16 protein-coding genes are annotated in these 18274 nt (G+C 39.2%); 7 read left to right on the top strand and 9 right to left on the bottom strand.

Translation table 11 applies throughout. From position 1 onward, the window contains the following. Positions 1 to 4 precede the first annotated feature (4 nt). Entirely contained in the window at positions 5 to 475 is a 471-nt protein-coding gene (locus tag CHB66_RS10060; RefSeq protein ID WP_089240485.1) for a ribosome maturation factor RimP, read from the bottom strand. A gap of 412 nt (positions 476 to 887) precedes the next feature. Between CHB66_RS10060 and CHB66_RS10065 the strand changes: the two genes are divergently transcribed. The 5 genes from CHB66_RS10065 to rodA are packed head-to-tail and all read left to right on the top strand — an operon-like array spanning position 888 to position 6346. Further along, the gene (locus CHB66_RS10065; RefSeq protein WP_076501372.1) at positions 888 to 1916 is read left to right on the top strand and encodes a rod shape-determining protein; all 1029 of its coding nucleotides are present in this window, start codon (positions 888 to 890) and stop codon (positions 1914 to 1916) included. Between the two features lie 7 nt (positions 1917 to 1923). Beyond that, the gene (mreC, locus tag CHB66_RS10070; protein ID WP_089240487.1) at positions 1924 to 2757 is read left to right on the top strand and encodes a rod shape-determining protein MreC; all 834 of its coding nucleotides are present in this window, start codon (positions 1924 to 1926) and stop codon (positions 2755 to 2757) included. Continuing rightward, positions 2750 to 3271: a rod shape-determining protein MreD gene (locus CHB66_RS10075; RefSeq protein WP_089240489.1), complete on the top strand. Its 522-nt coding sequence runs from the start codon at positions 2750 to 2752 to the stop codon at positions 3269 to 3271. Before mreC ends, CHB66_RS10075 begins: the two co-directional genes overlap by 8 nt. Next, complete coding sequence (gene mrdA, locus CHB66_RS10080; RefSeq protein WP_089240491.1) at positions 3271 to 5070, top strand: penicillin-binding protein 2; 1800 nt, start codon at positions 3271 to 3273, stop codon at positions 5068 to 5070. Before CHB66_RS10075 ends, mrdA begins: the two co-directional genes overlap by 1 nt. A gap of 1 nt (position 5071) precedes the next feature. Then, entirely contained in the window at positions 5072 to 6346 is a 1275-nt protein-coding gene (gene rodA, locus CHB66_RS10085; protein ID WP_089240493.1) for a rod shape-determining protein RodA, read from the top strand. 2 nt (positions 6347 to 6348) lie between these two features. On the opposite strand, the gene CHB66_RS10090 is transcribed toward rodA, so the two are convergent. From CHB66_RS10090 to CHB66_RS10115, 6 genes are all read right to left on the bottom strand, one after another. Further along, positions 6349 to 7683, bottom strand: a complete 1335-nt coding sequence (locus CHB66_RS10090; RefSeq protein ID WP_089240553.1) for a DUF58 domain-containing protein — start codon at positions 7681 to 7683, stop codon at positions 6349 to 6351. A 2-nt stretch (positions 7684 to 7685) separates the two neighbouring features. Then, on the bottom strand, positions 7686 to 8687 hold the full coding sequence (locus CHB66_RS10095) for an AAA family ATPase (protein ID WP_089240495.1): 1002 nt from the start codon (positions 8685 to 8687) through the stop codon (positions 7686 to 7688). Further along, entirely contained in the window at positions 8674 to 9885 is a 1212-nt protein-coding gene (locus CHB66_RS10100) for a DUF4350 domain-containing protein (protein WP_089240497.1), read from the bottom strand. The genes CHB66_RS10095 and CHB66_RS10100 overlap by 14 nt, the downstream gene beginning before the upstream one ends. Further along, on the bottom strand, positions 9882 to 10547 hold the full coding sequence (locus CHB66_RS10105) for a DUF4129 domain-containing protein (RefSeq protein ID WP_170932465.1): 666 nt from the start codon (positions 10545 to 10547) through the stop codon (positions 9882 to 9884). The genes CHB66_RS10100 and CHB66_RS10105 overlap by 4 nt, the downstream gene beginning before the upstream one ends. Before the next feature lie 61 nt (positions 10548 to 10608). Beyond that, complete coding sequence (locus CHB66_RS10110; protein ID WP_076501388.1) at positions 10609 to 11451, bottom strand: hypothetical protein; 843 nt, start codon at positions 11449 to 11451, stop codon at positions 10609 to 10611. Then, positions 11448 to 12407, bottom strand: coding sequence for a stage II sporulation protein M (locus tag CHB66_RS10115; RefSeq protein WP_089240501.1), 960 nt, complete (start codon positions 12405 to 12407; stop codon positions 11448 to 11450). The genes CHB66_RS10110 and CHB66_RS10115 overlap by 4 nt, the downstream gene beginning before the upstream one ends. A gap of 33 nt (positions 12408 to 12440) precedes the next feature. On the opposite strand from CHB66_RS10115, the gene CHB66_RS10120 reads away from it, so the two are divergent. Continuing rightward, on the top strand, positions 12441 to 13157 hold the full coding sequence (locus CHB66_RS10120; protein ID WP_089240503.1) for an RDD family protein: 717 nt from the start codon (positions 12441 to 12443) through the stop codon (positions 13155 to 13157). A gap of 404 nt (positions 13158 to 13561) precedes the next feature. Here the strand turns inward: CHB66_RS10120 and CHB66_RS10125 are convergent, their stop codons facing one another. Both CHB66_RS10125 and CHB66_RS10130 read right to left on the bottom strand, forming a co-directional pair. Further along, on the bottom strand, positions 13562 to 16294 hold the full coding sequence (locus CHB66_RS10125) for a M14 family metallopeptidase (RefSeq protein WP_089240555.1): 2733 nt from the start codon (positions 16292 to 16294) through the stop codon (positions 13562 to 13564). A 401-nt stretch (positions 16295 to 16695) separates the two neighbouring features. Next, positions 16696 to 17850, bottom strand: coding sequence for a hypothetical protein (locus CHB66_RS10130; RefSeq protein WP_089240505.1), 1155 nt, complete (start codon positions 17848 to 17850; stop codon positions 16696 to 16698). Between the two features lie 34 nt (positions 17851 to 17884). Between CHB66_RS10130 and CHB66_RS10135 the strand changes: the two genes are divergently transcribed. Further along, positions 17885 to 18211 (top strand): 2Fe-2S iron-sulfur cluster-binding protein, encoded by a 327-nt coding sequence (locus CHB66_RS10135; RefSeq protein WP_089240507.1) that lies wholly within the window; start codon positions 17885 to 17887, stop codon positions 18209 to 18211. The last annotated feature ends 63 nt before the right edge of the window (positions 18212 to 18274 follow it).

An 18274-nucleotide genomic window follows, 5' to 3' on the forward strand; every position in this document is an offset into this window, starting at 1 on the left:
TTTTTTACTTAAAAGAGACTAGTACAATTGATTTCTTTATTTCTTCCAAAGGGAGTTCTACTTCTTCTTCTGTAGCTTTTTTTCCTTTTTCTTTTTTCTTCACCTTCAACTTAATTGCTGAAGATTCCACTGCAAGAAGTTCTCCTTCTAGTTCCTTGCTGTCAGTCAAGGTTACTTTGAGATTCCTGCCTACATTTTTTTGATATTGCCTTCTTGAACTTAAAGGGTAATCCACTCCGGGCGAAGAAACTTCTAACACATAGGCGGCATCTAAAAGCTCTTTGGCTTCTATCTCTTCACCCACTTGTCGACTAACAAATGCACAAGTATCTATACTGATACCATTATCTGCATCAAGCAAAATCTTTACCTGGGGCTTTCCTTTTCCCTCAATCACTTGAACATCCACTACGAAATGCTCTTGGTCAGGAAGGTGCTTTTCTACGATTTCTTCTATGGTTTGTTTTATACTCATATTACTCTTTACCATAATGAAAGAGGGGACTGTCGTCCCCTCCTATATTCGGCTAATACGCCACAAATTTAATAAAATTATTTCCAGAAAAAAAAGCTTCCTTGATATCCTCTTTATTTAAAGTCCCTGAAATCAAATATTATAGCTGAGACCTTGCTTGAATATTTCCAATTTGAGGAGTTTTGGTATACTGCTTGCGCTTCAGGCAGCAAGTCATTGAAAGCTTTTGTATTACAACAATTGAAAAACGAGTATGACAGGCCTTTTTTTGTAGCATGAAACATTGTTTCAAAAAAAAAGAGCATATTGATAAGAAATTGCAATTAAGATAATAATTTTGCTGTCCCACGTTTCATGTTATGCGTTCATAATGCTAACTTTAACAAATTCTCAATCAAAATTCAAACAAATAATGGGTTTATTCGATTTTTTTTCGAGCGACATTGCTATTGACTTAGGTACCGCAAATACACTAATCATCCATAAAGATAAAATCGTCGTAGACGAGCCATCCATCATTGCTATAGATCGGACTACCAATAGGGTCTTGGCAGTAGGAAAAGATGCGATGAACATGCACGAAAAAACGCATGAAAATATCAAGACAATTCGCCCATTGAAAGATGGTGTGATTGCTGATTTCTATGCGGCTGAGCAGATGATCCGTGGATTGATCAAAATGATCCCAGGTCATAAGAAAGGCATGTTTCCTCAATCACATAGAATGGTAATCTGTATTCCTTCTGGAATTACGGAAGTAGAAAAAAGAGCCGTACGGGATTCTGCAGAGCATGCTGGTGCCAAGGAAGTTTACATGATCTATGAACCAATTGCTGCGGCCATAGGTATCGGGATTGATATCGAAAAGCCTATGGGCTCTATGATTGTTGATATAGGAGGAGGTACTACTGAAATCGCACTAATCGCACTTTCTGGTATAGTAGCAGATCAGTCTATTAGAGTAGCTGGTGACACTTTTACTAAAGACATTCTTGACTACATGCGTAGACAACACAACTTATTGATAGGTGAAAGATCTGCGGAAAAAGTGAAAATCGCTATTGGCTCAGCTTTGACTGAATTGGATGATGCTCCCGAAGATTACGAAATTAGAGGCAGAGACTTGATGACAGGTATCCCTAAAGTGATCAAAGTATCTTATTCTGAAATTGCATTTGCACTGGATAAGTCTGTTTCTAAAATAGAAGAAGCGGTATTGAAAGCTTTAGAAATTGCTCCTCCTGAGCTTTCAGCTGACATCTATGACAATGGTATTCACCTCACAGGTGGTGGGGCATTACTCAAGGGACTGGATAAGCGTCTACATCAAAAAACAAAACTGCCTATTCACATCGCTGAAGATCCATTAAGAGCAGTAGTAAGAGGAACAGGAACCGCCTTGAAAAATATTTCCAATTTTAGAACCGTTTTGATGACTTGATGACTGAATGCAGCGGATTTTATTATTTCTCTACAGTTTAAGAGCATTTCTATTATTTGTTTTTTTGGAGGCAATCGCCATCTGGCTGATTGTCTCCTTCAATTCACAACAGGGCTCTGCCTTCTTCAACAGCTCTAACCAATTCAGCGGGAAGATTTTAGGAGCACAAAACAATATTTCTGACTACTTTACTCTAGCTGATGTAAATAAAAGACTACTAGATACCAATGCAGAACTTTTGGCAGAGCTTGAAGTCTTGAGAAAACCTGCTGATAGTGTTTACATACAACTGGATAGTGTTTTTGAAAATAGTTTTGAATTTAAAGGAGCCAAAGTCATCAACAACTCCATTAGGTTAAGTCAAAATCACCTCACGATCAACAAAGGTGCAAATCAAGGAATCAAGCCAGGCATGGGAGTATTCAACGGGCAAGGAGTAGTAGGGAGAGTAAAGGGTGTTTCCAATAATTTCGCTACAGTGATATCACTACTTCATACAGACCTTTTGGTCTCTTCCAAAATTGAAAACTCCGAAGTCTTTGGTTCAATTAAATGGGACGGTAAGGATCCTAAATTTGCCAAAATGCTCTATGTACCTAGACATGTCAAAGTTCAAGCTGGAGATAAGGTAGTGACATCTGGATACAATGCCATCTTTCCTGAGGGAATAGCTATAGGTACCATCTCAGAAGTCAAACAAGGCTCTGACACCAACTATCTAGATATCACCATAGAACTTGCTACTGATTTCACAAGGGTTTCATACGTATATTTAGTAGAAAACTCAGTTGAGCAAGAATTAGACTCTTTGTACAATAGCTCTGGAATAAGTAATGAATAGCAGCAGGATTTTTATATTGATCGGAAGCTTCATCATATTTATGATGGTGCAAGTGCTCATACTCAAAAACTTGGTGCTATTTGGTGTAGCTTTCTGCTTTTTGCATATCCTTTTTCTTTTTCTTTTACCTATAGAGACTAAGACTATCCCAAGCCTTTTGATCGCTTTTGGCTTAGGTTTGATTGTTGATCTATTCTATGATACTATTGGCATCCACACCGCTTCCCTCTTGATCATTGCATTTATTAGAAAGCCTTGGATAAAGATCCTCACACCTACTGGTGGCTATGATGACAACTTACAGCCTTCTATGCTCAATATGGGATTTGGCTGGTTTGCAACTTTCAGCTTGCCTTTGTTTTTGATTTACAATGCCAGTTTCTTTTTTATTGAAAGCTTGGGTACGAATTTATTTATCCCTGTCGTTCAAAAAATTATAGCGAGTACTATTTTTGTATTTGTAATGAGTATTATTGTCCAGCTGTTATTTTACAGAAGAAGGAGAGGAATATAATGAACGACAAAAGACCCATCGTCTTAATCATTGCCATTGCCCTGATAGGCATTATTTTACTGACCAAATTATTTCTGATACAAGTGGCTGACGACAGCTTTCTCAAAAGAGCTGAAAGAAATGCCGTGCAAAGATTAGTCGATCATCCTTACAGGGGATTAGTTTATGACCGAACAGGAAAAATCCTTGTTTACAATAATCCACTTTTTGACTTGATGATCATTCCCAAAGAGTTTTCAGTACAAGACACAGCAAGGTTTTGTGAAATCTTCAATATTTCGAAAGAACACCTGATTGAAGGTTATACTGCTGCTAGGAAGTATTCTTCAGTCAAGCCTTCACCATTGATCAAACAGATTTCAACGACAGAGTTTGCCAAGATACAAGATTTTCTGATTGATTATCCTGGGCTTTTCGTCACCACTAGGTCTGTACGCTCCTATCCGCAACCTGTAGCAGCGAGTGCTTTGGGTTACATCGGTGAGATTAGTGCAAGGCAATTGGAAAGAGATACTGTGAAATACTATAGACAAGGTGATTTTGTTGGTCTTGCTGGACTAGAAGGATTCTACGAAAAAGAACTTCGAGGAGTCAAAGGGGTCAAGTATAAAATGGTCAATGTGAAAGGTGTAGACAAAGGTTCTTTCAAGAATGGAGAATACGATACAGCCTCCGTAGCTGGTCACAATTTAACATCTACAATTGACCTAGACTTACAGCAGTATGGTGAAAAATTGATGGGAGGCAAAGTTGGCTCAGTAGTAGCTATCGAACCAAAGACTGGTGAAATTCTTGCCATGATTTCTGCACCGACTTACGACCCGAATATCCTCACAGGATCACAGTTTGGCGCCAACTACATGAATCTAAATCGGGATGAAAGCAAACCTCTCTTCAACCGACCCATCATGGCAACCTATCCTCCTGGCTCCATTTTCAAAATTGTGCAATCCTTAATCGGTCTTCAAATGGGGGTGTTGACACCTAATACCACCTATGCCTGCAACCGGTCACTTGTGGCATGTCACAATCACCCAAGCCCAGTCAATCTCTTTGGAGCAATCAGAAACTCTTGCAACCCCTACTACCATCAGGCCTATCGAGCTATGATCAATAGAGAAGTGTCTTCCAATACATTTAAAGATACTCAGATCGGATTAGATCAATGGAGGGACAAGGTATTGGCATTTGGTCTTGGAGGTCCACTTGGTCTAGACATGAATAATGAAAAGGGCGGAAGTATTCCTACCTCTAATTACTATGACCGTGTCTATGGGCAAGGCAGATGGAGATATTCGACCATTTACTCACTATCTATTGGCCAAGGAGAAATGATGGTGACACCACTTCAGATGGCAAACTTGGCAGCGATTTTTGCCAACAAAGGCTATTACTATACCCCTCACCTGATCAAAGCTATAGATGGTGATCCCACTGGAATCAACCCTGAATATCGAACAAAAAGAGAAGTAGGCGTAGATGCCCATCACTTTGATTTGATTCAAGAAGCTATGGCAGAGGCAATATATGGTACAGCTGCAAGAGCAGCTATCTCAGATATCAGAATTGCTGGAAAAACAGGAACTGCACAAAATCCACATGGAGAAGATCATTCTGTCTTCATAGCTTTTGCACCAAAAGATGATCCGAAAATTGCAATCGCAGTCTATGTAGAAAATGCTGGATGGGGTGGAAGAGCAGCGGCGAGTACAGCCTCATTGATGATCGAAAAATACATCAGAGGAGAAATCACAAGACCTGCGCTAGAAGAATATGTCTTAGCAGGAAAATTCATGTAATTTGAGACAAGACGATTTATACATCAACAAAATTGATTGGATTAGCATCCTGATATACGCCACTTTGGTTTGTATTGGATGGTTCAATATCTATGCTGCTGTCTATGATGAACAAGCAGCCAAAAGCATTTTTGATTTCTCTATCAACTCTGGTAAGCAATTGGTATGGATAGGAACAGCGGTCTTGTTAATTACCATTATCATGGTCGCTGACTACCGACTATTTGAAAATCTCTCTCTGGTATTTTATGGAATTTTTGTATTCTTCTTGCTAATTACCCCATTTTTCGGAAAAGAAATCAATGGGCAAAGGGCATGGTTTGAGCTCGGCTCTTTTAGACTTCAGCCTGCTGAGTTTGCAAAATTTGCCACGGCTTTGGCCTTAGCCAAATTCATGGAAAGGCCGAGCTTTGACCTCAGTCAAACAAAGTATCAGTTACAGGCCGTGGCTATAATTATGATTCCTGTAGCTTTGATCATGCTACAACCTGATACAGGTAGTGCAATGGTCTATTCGGCTTTTTTTATCATGATGTATAGAGAAGGAATGCCACAGCGGTATTATGTCTTGGCGCTCACGTTGATCGCTGTATCATTATTGGCTTTGGGAATAGAGAATAACCTTTATTTGGTCATTGCTATAGCAGCAGTGGTACTTTTGATCATCCTTTTGGGCAAAAAATCTATCTCAAGAATTATTTCCCTATCACTTATCGGTGTTTTAGCGATTGGCTATGTCTACAGCTTGGAATATGTGGTTTCAAAATTACCCCAACATCAGCAGAATCGAATCATGGTACTCTTTGATCCCGACTTGGATCCACTAGGTGTAGGCTGGAATGTCACTCAATCTAAAATTGCCATTGGTTCTGGAGGCTTTCTAGGAAAAGGCTATCTAGAAGGCACACAGACCAAGTTTGACTTTGTTCCAGAACAGCACACGGATTTTATATTTTGCACGCTTGGAGAAGAATTTGGCTGGACAGGGAGTTTTGTGGTTATTATTCTTTTTTGTGCCTTGCTGATCCGATTGATTTTCTTGGCTGAGCGACAGAAAACGCGATTCTCTAGAGTTTATGGGTACTGTGTGGTATCAATTCTTCTATTCCACTTTATGATCAATATCGCCATGACGATAGGATTATTCCCTGTGGTCGGAATACCGCTACCATTCTTTAGCTATGGAGGTTCATCACTTTGGTCCTTTACCATTTTACTCTTCATCTTTATAAAGCTAGACTCGCATAGGATTCAATTACTCGGAAGAATGAACTGAGATTAGATTAACCCTCTAGCTTTCAATTCTAAGTACTTATTGATAGTATTGGTACTTAGCTCTTTGGGTTTGGTTAGGATGGTTTGGATACCGTGACGGTTGAGCTCCTTGGCCATCAGTCTTTTATCATACATAAATTTAGCCGCTACAGTCTGCATAAAAACTTCTGAAATCCGCGCTGATTCCTGTCCTGCAACTTCTTCCAGTAGGGTATTTTCAAACATCACTACGACCAGCAGGTGTTGCTTTGCAATGGCTTTCAAGTACGGCAGCTGTCGTTCCAGTGCCGAATGGTGCTCAAAATTGGTAAAGAGTATCACCATACTTCTTTGGCTCACTTTACGCTTCAGCCAAGTGTATAGCAGTCCAAAATCAGTATCCAAGTAATCTGTCTTCAAACCATATAGTAGCTCTAAAATCGAAAGCAGATGGGTCTTCCTATTGCTTGCAGCTAGTGAGCGGTGCATAACATGGGAAAAAGTGATCACACCAGCCTTATCCCCTTTTTTGATTGCAATATTTGAAAAAGCCAAGCAGCTATTAATCGCATAATCTAGCAAGCTAAGACCATCAAATGGCATTTGCATCACCCTTCCCATGTCTATAATCGAATAAATAGGTTGTGATTTTTCATCCTGAAACTGATTGACCATAAGGTCTGCGGCTTTAGCAGTAGCCTTCCAGTTGATAGAGCGTACATCATCGCCAAGGTTGTATTCCTTGATTTGCTCAAATTCTAGTGTATGCCCGATTCTCCTGATCTTTTTAAGCCCTTGCTCTACTCGGTAAGTATTACTGGCTAAAAAATCATACTGTTGCATCTGTACAAATGATGGATAAACCTTTACCATTTGCCCTTTTTGAAAACTCAATCTACGCCTAACCAAGCCCAATCTACTCTGGATAAATACATGGAGGTCTCCAAAAAAATACTCCCCTCTTTCTAATGGGATCAATTGATATGATAAAATGCTCTCGGACCTACCTGCCAGAAATCCACTCAATTCAAAGTCACGCTTCTGAAACTGTATAGGGATTTCATCAATGATCACAAATTCTATTGGAATGTTGAGCTTATTCTCTAAGATAAGTTGCACTTCATTGCTATCAGAGTTAGAGAATTTCTCTGGAAGGATCCTAGTAGCTTGTAAAGGGTCTGAGTTTCTATAGAGTAAAACCAAATCCAATAAAAATACTACTCCCAAACTCCAAAGTAAAATCACAGCAATAGGAAATAATGCCGTAATCCAATAGGAAAGCAAGAAAATCAGGCTCAACCCAATCAACGTAAGGTAAAGTCTAAAACCAAGAAAGAGTTGTTGGATAAATTTTTTCACGATCAACGGGGAATTTCTACAGATTGTATTATTCCATATATGACTGTATCAGTACTCATACCTTCCATTTCTCGCTCAGGACTCAACAATATCCTGTGTCGCAATGCTGGAGTCACCACTTTCTTGATATCTTCTGGGATTACGAAATCCCTGCCATCAATGGCGGCAATCGCTTTGGAAGCATTCATGATAGCAAGACTTGCACGAGGTGAACCACCTAAATAAAGGCTAGGGTGATTCCTAGTCCTGACTACAATCTCTGAGATATATCTGAGAATTTTCTCCTCCACATTGACTTCTGTTGTCAAATCTTGAAATGCAATCAAAGCTTCGGGCTGGAGAATAGATTGAATTTGACCTAGCGCACTTTCTGATTTTCTGGCATGGTGACTTTTGAGAATTTCAAATTCCTGATCTAAGTCTGGATAGTCAAGCTTAATCTTGAATAAGAACCTATCAAGCTGAGCTTCTGGAAGGTTATAAGTACCCTCTTGCTCGATTGGATTCTGAGTAGCCAGTACCATAAACGGAGCCTCCATGGTATATTGCGTACCATCCATAGTTACTTGACGCTCTTCCATGACCTCAAACAAAGCTGACTGCGTCTTGGCTGGAGCACGGTTAATTTCATCGATCAGAACTAGATTAGAAAAAATAGGCCCCTTCTTAAATTCAAATGCACCTTGCTTCATATTGAGTATAGAAGTTCCAAGCACGTCACTTGGCATCAAATCAGGTGTAAACTGAATCCTACTAAAACCCACCTTTAGTGTTTTGGCAAATAGCTTGGAGGTAATCGTCTTGGCAATACCAGGCACACCTTCAATCAAAATATGGCCTTTGGACAACATCCCGACTAACAACAAGTCCACCAAATCATCTTGACCAATGATCACCTTTCTGATTTCGGTCTTGATTGCTGCTACAGCTGCCCGGAGTTCCTCCAGCGGAAGTCTACTCTGAAAATCCATTTCCCCTGACTCTTGTGGTTTATTTTCCTCCATGTTGATATTTTTTAAAGTCGTTGATTTTTTTGTTTAATGCGATGACATCTGCCGAAGTACATCCTTGCTTATGACTCAAGATCTCTAAAAAAGCAAATAAGTCTCTAGTCTTTTCCAAAGGACAGCCTGATCTTGCTGCTAACTTCTCCAGATCCATCTCCACAGATTCCATCCCCAATCTGAAAGTAGTCCTGCAGTAATCCATGAAAAGCTCAATCTGTTGCTCAATATTCTCTTGATAGGCATTCTTCTCTAAGTAAATGGCAGAGATGGTCTCAGCAAAAGCCACCGTCTGATTCTCCAAAGGCTTCACGATGGGAATACTCCGCTGTTTTCTCCTTCCCTCAAATACAATCCATAGCAAAAGCATGGCGATGATAGCATAGTAAGCCATTTTAAGGTTGGGGTTAGAAAGAAAAAGGTAGAGTGGTGATGAAAAGATAGACTTCCCATTTTTGACATAGTTGTCATAAAATACATGCTGGTCAATAGGCAAATAGCCAAGAATAGACTCTGTGTAAGTTTTATTATCAGCATTTAGCATGAAATAATTGCTAAATGCTAAAGGAAAAAGATGTAAGACAAACTTGCCCTCACCATAGCCTACTTCCAAAAACATGGGCTGAGCAGCTTTTTCAGAGTTAGTGAATTTTGACATGCCTAGGACTCGCAAGTCCAACGAATCGGGAAAGGTGAAATATGTCAAGCGAGTAGACCTATCAAACATAAATTCTTGCCCTTTCGAAAGGCTAGTATCATTCAAATACAAACTGATATGCTCCTGGAAATTACTCAATTCTATCGTTGACTTGATACCAACCCCTAAGGAATCTAGCAGTTCCTCCCCAATGAACCTTGCTGATATAAAAGCTGTGTTACCTTCATTTACCCAAGTCAAGAGCCTTTTAGTAGTCTCTTTGTCAGGGAAAAACCCACTATTGAAAATCAACAATGTGCCATTTTCTGCATCAGACCTTAGCCATTCGTAAGTAGACGAGTTGATCTCAGTAAGAGATTCGGGAGAGATTACCTTCGCAAACTGCTCATAAAAAATCTTACCACCATAAGGCGCTTTATCCATCTTGTCATAGCTCTCCTCCCAGTTCAAAGGTGGCTTAGAGGTGGCTTGAAGTATCAAAATCACCAAGATTGTGAATACCAAAAAGCCTATGAGAAACTTTTGCTTACCTTGTCTCATAGCGCTTCTTCTACTTGATGAAAGCTTCTCTTGACTGCATCAAAAGACGATTGGTCCAACTCAAATCCTCCATACCAGATATAGTCATATATTCTAGTAATACTAGTAAATCCAGTCTTCAGCATCCCTTCAGGTAACTCCTTGATGTAATCATGGTTGGTCTTTTGAATTTTCCAATCGATGAGTGATTGCTCCATCATTTTTTTCAAAATAGACAGATAAGAATATCTAACTGCCAGTCGGAAATCTCCTTGAGCAATTGCTGCTTCAATCAGGTCTTGAATATCCTGACGCTGCATGACGGCCTCATCGTCTGTAAATCCAACTTTGGCCTTGTTGATCTTCTTATCCGATGTGGGATAGACCTCATATTTGGTAATCACCCATAGCAGGAGAACAGAAAGCAACAAAACGGCAATGTAAGGCAGCGCCTGAACTATAAAATTTCCAAACTTGCCCAACTTACCATCTCCGATTAACCAACTGATGAATTTATTGACTGCTTGGTTGATTTTCCTTTTCAACTTCTCGTACCAGTTTTCTCCATCATCTAACTCCACATATTGATAGGAATCATCAGAAAGGTACTCCTCAATGTAAGCTTCCCCAAAACTCAATGGCTTTATTCCTTCGGATTGTATTTCCGAGGTGGTTTCTGCCATCAATCCTGAGAGCTGGGAAAAGCAAAAAAAGAAAATCAGCCCAAGCGTAACTCTTCGCATATCAAATGTCTAACTCTTCTATTTTTTGCTTGAGGCCTGTTCTATTTTGCTCCTCATCTAGGTCATAATACACAAACCCTAGAGCCACCAAAAATACAATAGAGAGTAGATTGCTACCCGCTGAGCCCAAAGCGCTTAAGGTCAAATAAATAAAATCACCTGGATTGCCACTTGTCAATGTCCCTTCATTGGAAGAAGTGATGACCATTTTGGTGACATTATAAATCAATGCAGGAACTGAAAAAGCGAAAGACATCACACCGATAATGATCGCAATGACGATCACAGTGCCAAAAGTCACCCACCAAAAGCCCTTTATCAACTTGAAACTTTCTCCAAGAGCTCCAAAAATCGTTGTTTCTTTAAATAATAAAATAGGAAAAACCACTGCTAAGGGCACTAAAAAATAAATCCCGGGAATAACAAAAAAGATCAATCCAAAAATCAACATCAAATAGGCTAATAAAGTAAGTCCAATCATGTTCCCAATATTGCTTTTGGCTTCTGATACTACATACTCCAAGTTGAGCTCCTTCCCCTTTGTCGTATCATATTCTTTGATAAAGCTATAAACTGTAGCTGAAGATGTGGCATAAAACAACAAGCCTGCAAGTCCCAAACCACCTAATGAAAATACAGCAGAATAAGGTGTGATTTCGCTAATATTACCAATTACATACTGATAATATACAGAGGCTAAAATCACCAAAATAAATGGAATCAATGATGTACGAATCAGTACCGTAAACAGGTCCTTGAAATTGCCTCTTACAAAAGCAAAAGTATCAGAAAGAATTTCCCCTAGTTCCCTTCGTTTTTTGAATTGGATGTAATTGTTTGTCATAGTTTTTTTTGTTGATGGATACGTATTGGATAGATAATATAATAGAGAATAATCAAAGCCAAAGAGGCTAAAATAATCGTGATATTGAAAATATCAGGAAAGTGTGTGATTCTTGTAACAAAACCCTCTAAAAACCCCGCTATAATAAAAAATGGGATGGTACTGATTAGAATTTTCAATCCTGCTTTAGCTCCCTTTTGAAAAGAAGCCAATCTGGTGAAAGTCCCTGGGAAAAGAATACTATTCCCCAAAACAATCCCTGCACAGCCAGCTACAATTATCACGGCAATTTCAATGGTCCCGTGTATCCAGATTGTCCTAGCAGACTCCCAAAGCAACCCTTGGTCAAAGAAGAAATATTGGAAAGAGCCCAGCATAATTGCATTGCGCATCATGATGAAAAAAGTACCTACACCAAGGAGTATTCCTGCCGAAAAGGCAAGCAATGCAACTCGAATATTATTGATGGTAATTCCCAAAAACATATCCACTTTGTTCATTTCCTTGTAGACAGCCATGGGGTCACCCTTTTCTATATTTTCCAAAGTCATATTCACATACCCATCTCCCATGATACTCCTAACGAAGGCCCCATCTGTCGCTGCTGAGTATGCACCTATTAAAGTGAAGACCAAAAAGATCAAAAATGACACCCCCAACTGAGGGAGGTACTGATAAAACATGGCAGGAAATTCATATTTGTAAAAATTTATAAACCTTCCTTTGGATTCCTTCTTTGTTTTGTAGATTTTTTGGTGCGCTTTTGACGCAAGCTGATTCAGGTATTGATGTGTATTGCTATTGGGGTAGAAAGTCTGTGCATAACTCAGATGATCTGTTATTTCAATATACAGATCTCCCAACTCCATAGGAGAGATAGGTAGATCGGAAACGAGGACATTTTCAAACTTCGTCCATTTATCCTTATTTCGCTTAATAAAGGTCGCTTCCCTCATCTATTTGTTCAATTTTATCAAAGAAAATAATAAATGAAAGAATTTCAAATCAAGACTGCCCAAAATATTAGTATAAATCAAAATACAGCCAATGTGGGGACTCGAATAGCAGCCTATCTGATCGATGGAGCCATTATTTTCTTTTATATTATTTTCATAATTTTTGTAGGGTCCAAGATTAAATCAGACACTTCCTTAGCATGGGCTGTGTATTCATTATTCTTTTTGCCTGTATTACTTTATCATTTACTTTTCGAAAGCTTCTTTGATGGTCAATCTCCTGGAAAGATGGCTATGAACATCCGAGTTGTCAAACTTGATGGTTCTAAACCCACACTGAGCAATTACCTGATCAGATGGCTTTTGAGATTTGTAGATATCTCTATCACCACCGGGGGTGTAGCGGTGATTAGCATTTTAGTGAGCGGTAGAGGACAAAGAGTCGGTGATGTTGCGGCAGGCACTACGGTAGTGTCTGAAAATTTTACCTTGGGATTGCACCAGACATTGCTTCAGGAAATCCCCGAAGATTATGTACCCAAATACCCTCAGGTCATGTCTCTCACAGACAAGCAAATCCAAAATATCAAACAAATCAAAAATGAAGCGCTGAAAGCAGGCGACTTCAGCTTGATCAAAAAATTGGCTGAGAAAACTGCCGCTTTGATTCAAGTGAGTCCAGATGAAAAAAACCTAGAATTCATTGATAATATCCTTAAAGACTATAATTATTATGCACAGAGAGGATAAAAAATTTTACTCAAAATAACACTAGCCTCTGATTATTGAATGTTTTTACCAAGCAAAAGCCCACGATCTAAAACCGTGGGCTTTTGATTAATCTACTTTTATGATGATTTGCTTGATTACAAGAATAATGATTACTCTATAAATCGATAATCTTATAGTCTCAGTTGACTGCCGACTTTTGTCTGTCGACGATTATTAACTGAAAATCGAATCTTCAATTCAATCAGCAACTCAATAATTATAATTTATTATGTATATCCGCTTTCGCACCAGTAACCATATTTTATTACGCACAAACCTTAAATTCAGATGTTGTCGACTGTCGGCCGTCGTCCGTTGACGATTATCCGCTTGATCCTTTCGTTTTATTGAATTACTGGTGTCATTGCGGATAATCATATAATTTATTTATACAATTGATTGAAGAGCAACTTAAATGTACCATGTGATTGAGCTCGGTAAGTGATCTCAGGTGTATAAACAATCAAAGAGCCTTTGCCTACAGGAGCTGAGAAACCAGTAATTCCATCCTCCAAGTAAGCCTCTCCCCAAGCCCATCCACTTCTCAATGGCGTCTGGCTGTCGAACCAACTCAAGATTTCTAAACCTTGTAGCTTAGCTTCTGGCTTGAATTTGAATACTGGATTATTGTTGAATAATACGAAAGCATAATCATCCATTCCGTAGGTGCCCACTTGATTAGAGTTAATTCTGGTCTGCAACACACTACCCGGAACATAATACTTTTCGCTCGCTAAAGGTCTTTCAGAACCATCACGCTGGATTTCAACTAGGGCATTTCTCACTGGAAGATCCATGTGATATGCTAAAATAGAAGCTGCGCCAACAGTAACAACTTTACCGCCATTCTCCATGAATGTTTTCAGCTGAGGGATGGATTTATCTGTCGATAAGTTGCCTACCATGTGCCTATACTCTGCAGGAATACTCGATTCATCTGGACCTCTAGATCCACCAGTAGACCCTACACTAGGAATTCCACCGCTGATAAATAGAATTGCATCATATTTTGTATTCAGGTTACCATTGTCTATTTCTTTAGCAAAGATCAATTGGAAGTCAAAGTTGTATTGTTCTAAGATCCATCTTACCCAACCACTAGGCATAGATCCACCATAGTAATCATAAAGGGCTACTCTTGATGGCTTAATGAAGTTGATCGCTTTTGGCTCTACTTTAGCTTCTGTGATTGGAAGCCCAAACTGTTTTCCATAATCCGCCAAGATTTTGTATCCGTTGGCTGGCACATAGAATGACCCTAATGGCATATCTGCTATTACTTCTGTAATTCTACCTACTTTGACACCTTTTTTCATCAATTCATTGACAATAGCAAAAGCATCATTGTGTACACTGCTGATAAGATATCCTGCCTTGGATTCTTTCATTGTAGTCGAACCTGGACTCTCAAGCACTCCGTAAGTCAAAGTCTCAAAAGGCCCTTCAAAGCCTTCTAATATCCTGTCAAAGTCCACATTCATTTGATAAGCTAAAGTCCAACCAGCAGCATCATAAGGTCTGATTGGAGGCCCTCCTGGGTACTGGAAGTCGTTAGGATAGTCTTGCGGCTCAAACATATCGATGATATGAGGCCTGAAAGCCTGATCAGTTTTGACCACATAAGAACCTTTAGGGTACCGCTTCCCCTTGACCGTAAAGTCAGCTGAAGCCTTTTCTATTCTAATTCCAGTTTTGATCAATGCATTGACAAACTTGATTGCGGTAGCAAAATCCTCTTGATCTGATGGAATGATAAAACCTCTAGGATCTCTCTTCTCTGGAGCACGATAGACGCTATCATAAAATACAGAAGGAATACCCCACCTTGAGTTACCCCCCCTTGCATTCTCTTTTTGAGAATCGGCATAGGCAGTCTTGATCGCCTCCACTTTCTTCGGAAATGGCGTCCAATAATCTTCACTACCTCTCTGAATTGAGCCTTTGCCCATAGAGTAGATGTTGTAAAGTAAGTGATCCTTATTCCTAGCAGCATAGTCCAATACGGCATAGTTCAAAGAAACAGAGTAATCTATAGACTGTTGGAACTTCCATGTTTCCTGTGGAGTCACTGGAAATGGTGTATTGGCATTTGGAACCAATCTATCCGGCACCAAAGGGATGGATTCCGGGTTAGGGCCACCAACAATCTCTGTAAGAATCCCAATGATATTGTGATAATGTGTCGTAGTTCTCAGACCACCATTGTACCATGTAGAGAAAGTTGAACCATTCATTCTGGTAAAACCTGGCTTATTCTCGGCATTGAGACGATTGTACATCGCTGCACCAACAGCATCTATTCCTGTCACCATCATCGGATCAAAGACATAATTGAAAGGATCTCTATACGGCGGTCCCGCCAAAACAGAACCTGCGGGACCTCTTTGATGGTGATTGTACATCACCTGAGGAATCCATTCTACAAAAAGCTGATAGCCCAAATTGGTGGACTCCTTCATGTTTTGAATATAGAAGTCTCTATTATTGTCATGACCAATGTACTTCTGATAAAGGACAGGTAATCCAGACAAACTTCTTTTCTCTGGCTCAGGATTTCTCATGTACCAGTTCCCTATTTTCTCGTGCCCGTCAGGGTTGGCATGCACAAAGAGCGTAATCACATTGTCTAAAATCCGCTGATTCTCTTTGTCATCTCTACTAAGAATCTGATAGATCGTCTCCGTCAGCTGATGAATACCTACCGTCTCAGTAGAATGCAAGCCACCATCAATCCAGACTACTGCTTTTCCTTCTTCAGCAAGATCTCTTGCTTCTTGCTCAGTAAGCTCTTCGGCTCTAGCCATTTTGACTGAGATATCTTTGAATCTCTGAAGATTTTTATGGTTTTCTGGAGAAGTGACAATCATCATCCACTGCTCTCGACCTTCTTCAGTCTTGCCGATCGATACTAACTCAGCTCGGTCAGAAATTCCTGAGACTTTCTTGAAATAAGCTTCAGTCTGTGTGTAATTGGAAATGTGATAATCTTGACCCATGCCAAAGCCGAAATGCTCTTCGGGTGTAGGGATTTTTTGCCCCATGACTTGCATGGAGGAGATTAGAAGACCAAAAAGGAGCAATCCCCATGGTCTCAAATTGAGTTTTTGTCTAATCATATCTGAGCTGTTTTGAATCTTTAAAATGACTTCATTGCTGAATATCATTCAAAAAGTAGGCATTTGCCAAAGCCCGAACAAATTCATGTATTAGAAGTGGTCAAATTGAGGGATAAAGATGTAGAGAGGTGCTGAATATTGGAAAAAAATACTTACTATACTTTTTAAAATAACCAAGAATTTCTTCTGTTGTAAATCTTGATGGATATTATATATTTTGGATATTGAACAAATACGCTCATTGTCTCTTCCAATGTGAATGTGCATAAAGCCAATAAAACATCTATTAATAAATTATCCGCTATACTTAAGGTAAACCGGGCGTGACAAATTAAATCAGTCTGTTACTGAGAGGTATCAATTAATATCTAAAACCAGATTTGAACTTTCAAATTTTATCGTCAAACCTTTTGATCAAATTTCCTGAAAATCAGCTGTAAAAACTCCTCCACAGGCTCGGAGTTCTTATCCCAATTCAATTCACCAACGTAACGTTCATTGACGAGTTGTATCGCTTCCATAAAGCTATCACATTGATCTATGGACTTCAACGCATGCTTCATCAAATCTGGATTGCCATCAAATAGCTCTTTGGTAAACATAAACCGCTGATTAATACCAACACTCTCCGAAAGCTCAGAAATTGTACCCTTCATGATGCTATATTGCTCAGATTCAAATTTTGCCCAAGCTTGCAAGGGATCTATGGCTTTCTTCGGGTCTACTGATTTGAAGCTTGTCGTAGCCCCACTTGGTGTAGATTCTTCATGGGGTATGTTAACCTCTTCTGATCCTTCTTCCTCAAAATCCATCTCTACATCAGAATCCTCTGCTATTTCAGGTACTATTTCATCCTGAATAGCATCTATTTTATCTTCTCTCACATCAGCATGATCCGCAGAAAAAGGGGCTACATCTTGTGGCTTTTTCTCAATTCTTTCAAAAAGAATCTCAAAATCCAAGTAAAGTACTTGTTTGAGTTCCTCCAATAATGCTTCAGCAGTGCTCAAGGTATCTTTTTGTTGTTCAAAATTCTGCTGTAATGCGTTTTTGTAAGCATCTACACTTTGAGAAATCCCAGCTCTATCAATTAAGCTTGTAACTAAACTCTCGTGCCAGCGATAATACTTTTTATTTTCTTTCAAAAAGGAATTAATCCCTGTATTGCCAGCTTTGTCAAATTCTCCCCTGAAAAAATTTAGTGGATCGAGAGCCAAAACAATGGAAAAGCCTACCGACTCTACCAATAAAGGCTCGAAATTTTCTCTATCTATTTTGATCGACCTAGAGAGAACATTCATAAATTCTTGCAATGCAAGATGTACATTATTGTCCCTGTAATCAAAGTATGGATTGGATTTCAACTTTTCCAATTCCTCTTGCCAAGCCTCAAAAAGTGACTTGATCACAAAGAAATTGACTTGTTTGCTTGGCGTAAGCTTAACAAGCTCTGCACCTGTCATGTACTTTTTTGAAGAAAAATATTGGTCGCAAACCTTTTTAGCGAATTCTAAGGAATAGTTTTCTAGATATTTGCTGTTAATTTTAACACTCATAAGTAGGGATTTTAAAATATTCAGAGCACAAATCATGCTGAAAATTATCATCGAGAACTTACATCACAAGGAAATAAATGCTCTTGAAAGTAAGCGTAAAGTTATAGAAATAATTCATGAAAACTACATCGATTGGATGCATGCTTGTGGCAAAAAAGGCCGCTGCACCTCTTGCAAAATGATCATCACAGAAGGTGCTGAAAACCTGAGCCCATTGACAGATAGGGAAGAATTTTTTAGAGAAAAAGACAGATTAAAATTGAATGAAAGGTTAACTTGCCAAGCTGAATTGAAATCTGGAACTCTCAAAATCCGAGTAGCAGACATCAATAAGTTTCCACATATGGAGTATAGTGATTAGTTTATAGAGGGATTAGTTATTAGTTGATTGAGTGGATTAATTATTGGGAAATGGATTAGTAGA

The organism is Belliella buryatensis (genome assembly GCF_900188245.1).
In the GTDB taxonomy this organism is placed as follows: domain Bacteria; phylum Bacteroidota; class Bacteroidia; order Cytophagales; family Cyclobacteriaceae; genus Belliella; species Belliella buryatensis.

Excerpts from the sequence above, each read along its gene's own strand:
- mreC (WP_089240487.1), top strand. The coding sequence starts at position 1,924 with ATGCAGCGGATTTTATTATTTCTCTACAGTTTAAGAGCATTTCTATTA.
- CHB66_RS10095 (WP_089240495.1), bottom strand. The coding sequence starts at position 8,687 with ATGGAGGAAAATAAACCACAAGAGTCAGGGGAAATGGATTTTCAGAGT.
- CHB66_RS10115 (WP_089240501.1), bottom strand. The coding sequence starts at position 12,407 with ATGAGGGAAGCGACCTTTATTAAGCGAAATAAGGATAAATGGACGAAG.
- CHB66_RS10075 (WP_089240489.1), top strand. The coding sequence starts at position 2,750 with ATGAATAGCAGCAGGATTTTTATATTGATCGGAAGCTTCATCATATTT.
- CHB66_RS10135 (WP_089240507.1), top strand. The coding sequence starts at position 17,885 with ATGCTGAAAATTATCATCGAGAACTTACATCACAAGGAAATAAATGCT.
- CHB66_RS10065 (WP_076501372.1), top strand. The coding sequence starts at position 888 with ATGGGTTTATTCGATTTTTTTTCGAGCGACATTGCTATTGACTTAGGT.
- CHB66_RS10110 (WP_076501388.1), bottom strand. The coding sequence starts at position 11,451 with ATGACAAACAATTACATCCAATTCAAAAAACGAAGGGAACTAGGGGAA.
- CHB66_RS10105 (WP_170932465.1), bottom strand. The coding sequence starts at position 10,547 with ATGGCAGAAACCACCTCGGAAATACAATCCGAAGGAATAAAGCCATTG.
- CHB66_RS10125 (WP_089240555.1), bottom strand. The coding sequence starts at position 16,294 with ATGATTAGACAAAAACTCAATTTGAGACCATGGGGATTGCTCCTTTTT.
- CHB66_RS10130 (WP_089240505.1), bottom strand. The coding sequence starts at position 17,850 with ATGAGTGTTAAAATTAACAGCAAATATCTAGAAAACTATTCCTTAGAA.
- mrdA (WP_089240491.1), top strand. The coding sequence starts at position 3,271 with ATGAACGACAAAAGACCCATCGTCTTAATCATTGCCATTGCCCTGATA.
- CHB66_RS10060 (WP_089240485.1), bottom strand. The coding sequence starts at position 475 with ATGAGTATAAAACAAACCATAGAAGAAATCGTAGAAAAGCACCTTCCT.
- CHB66_RS10100 (WP_089240497.1), bottom strand. The coding sequence starts at position 9,885 with ATGAGACAAGGTAAGCAAAAGTTTCTCATAGGCTTTTTGGTATTCACA.
- CHB66_RS10120 (WP_089240503.1), top strand. The coding sequence starts at position 12,441 with ATGAAAGAATTTCAAATCAAGACTGCCCAAAATATTAGTATAAATCAA.